The 2208-nt window shown below is 72.6% G+C and carries 2 protein-coding genes; both read left to right on the plus strand.

The genetic code is table 11. The features are described from left to right. The coding region (locus ACFWW9_RS38670) for a hypothetical protein (RefSeq protein ID WP_390387490.1) at nucleotides 1–1329 on the plus strand (1329 nt) is incomplete at its 5' end. Beyond that, on the plus strand, nucleotides 1326–1988 hold the full coding sequence (locus ACFWW9_RS38675; protein WP_390387491.1) for a Sua5/YciO/YrdC/YwlC family protein: 663 nt from the start codon (nucleotides 1326–1328) through the stop codon (nucleotides 1986–1988). The genes ACFWW9_RS38670 and ACFWW9_RS38675, both read left to right, overlap by 4 nt. The last annotated feature ends 220 nt before the right edge of the window (nucleotides 1989–2208 follow it).

Genomic DNA, 2208 nt, shown 5'->3' on the forward strand with positions numbered 1-2208 from the left:
CCCGCCGACGACCACCCTCGCGGGGCTCGGAGGCGCGCCGGACGTCCAGCACGAGGGGACGTCCGGCGCACTCGTGTGCGGGTGATGCGGGGTGTGCCGGTGGACGTGGTGCGGGAGTCGGCTTCGGCGGGCCGGGTGGTGGTCTGGGAGGAGTCGGCGCGGGACGGCGCTCAGGCGAAGACGTTGATGAGCGCGGAGTTCCGGGTTCGGCTCGCGCGCGAGCAGGGCGCGCTGTTCGGCGCGGACGGGCCGCGGCACGTCGTGTTCGCGGCCGGGTTCCCCGCCGTGTGCGCCGAGGAGTTCGAGGCCGTGCGCCGGGTCGCCGTCGAGGCGGAGGGCGCGGTCAGCGTGGCCGCCGTGTGCCGGGGCGTGCCCGACGACGTGCGGCAGGCCGTCGAGTCCGTGCGCGGGACCGCCCACGCCCGGATCATGGTCGTGGTGCCCGCGTCGGAGGCGATGGCCCGCGTGATGGTGCACAAGGGGGCCCGTGACGCGCTCGACGAGGGCGTCGGCCTGGTCAAGCAGGCCCGCGATCTCGGCGCAGAGGTCGCCGTGGACGTGTGCTTCGCCGACGCCTCGCGCGCCGACCACGCCCTGATGGCCGACTACGCGCAGGCCATGACGACCGCGGGGGCGGGCACGATCATCCTCGCCGACACCGTGGGCGGCCAGCTCCCCAGGGAGGCGGCGGCCATGTTCACCACCGTCGCGGAGCGCACGGACACCGACGTCGTGCTCGGCTCGCACCTGCACAACGACCTGGGCCTCGGCCTGGCCAACACGCTGAGGGCGGTGGAGTCCGGCGTCCGCCTGGTGTCCAGCTCGTGGCTCGGCGTCGCGGAACGCTCGGGCATGGTCGCCACCGAACAACTCCTGTTCCTGCTCGGCGACGACCCCGTGCGCGCCGCGGCTTTCACCGGCGGCGCCACCGACCTCTGGTGGACCCCGCCGGACCTGACCCGCCTCCCGGCCATCACCCGCGCGGTCTCCGAGGCGACCGGCGTCCCGCTGACCGTCACCACCCCGATCGTGGGCTCGGGCGTCGGCACGATCTCCACCGGGACCCCGTTCGTGCACCCCGCCCTGTTCCAGCCCTTCGACCCCGAGGCGGCGCTGGGTATCGTGCCGACCGTGGTACTCACGCACCTGGCCAGCACCCGCGTGGTCACCGCCGTCGCCGCCCGCCTCGGCCACACCCTGGACCGCGCGCAGGCCACCACCGCGATGGCCTGGGTGAAGTCGCACGCCTACCGCACCGACACCGCGGTGATCGACGACCAGACGTTCAGCGCGTACCTCGACGGCCTGGCGTCAAGGCAAGGCGCATGACCGCACCGGACCGCGGCACGGTCGGCCTCAACGGCGCGAGGACGGCACTGGCCGCCCGCGCGGCGGTGGTGCTCCCCAACCCCGCCCCGCTCACGTCCGTGCTGGCAGGCACCGACCCCGCCACCATCAACACCACCAAGGGCCGCCCACCGGATCAACCGGTAGCCCTGTGGGCCCACCACCCGGACACCTGGACCTTCATCGCGGACGTCCTCGACCTCGACGAGGACAGGGCCGCGTTCGCCCGCCGCCTGCTGGTGGACGAACTCCTCACCGTCCTGCTCCCGCTGCGGGACACCCACCTGCCGGTCTGGCTGGCCCCGGCCACCAAGGACGGCTGGACACTGCTGTTCGGCGCACGATGGGCACCACTGACACCACTGCTCACCCCGTTCCCGGTGCTCTACGTCAGCAGCGCGAACGCCACCGGCCACCGCCCAGCGGCCACAGCGGCGGAAGCGGCGACCATGTTCCCCCAGGACACCCCGATCCTCGGCACAGCGGACCTGCGCGTCCCCCACGACACAACCCCACGCCAAGCGACAACCACAATCCGCCTACACCCCAACGGCCGCCTAGACGTCCACCGCAACGGAGCCCAAGACCGCGCACAGGACAACGCGGCCGCCTACCTGTCCCACCTACGCGGCCTCGCTTAGCACCACCCCAGGCGACCATCGACGCGTCCGGCAGAAGCATGGCGCCCACTTACGGGACCGGCGGACGACTGGCAAACCACCGACGCGTCCGGCAGAAGCATGGCGCCTACTTACGGGACTGGCGCTCGCCTGTTGACCTGCTACGGAACGCTACGGGCCGCACGCAACCGTGGCCGATTTTACTTGGGGATTTCGGCCTTAAAATTGGAGATCGGGCAGG

Origin of the sequence: Umezawaea sp. NPDC059074 (assembly GCF_042738955.1) — a bacterium.
Lineage (GTDB): Bacteria > Actinomycetota > Actinomycetes > Mycobacteriales > Pseudonocardiaceae > Umezawaea.

Bases quoted from the DNA above. Each gene is read 5' to 3' on its own strand.
- ACFWW9_RS38675 (WP_390387491.1), top strand. From the start codon at position 1,326: ATGACCGCACCGGACCGCGGCACGGTCGGCCTCAACGGCGCGAGGACG.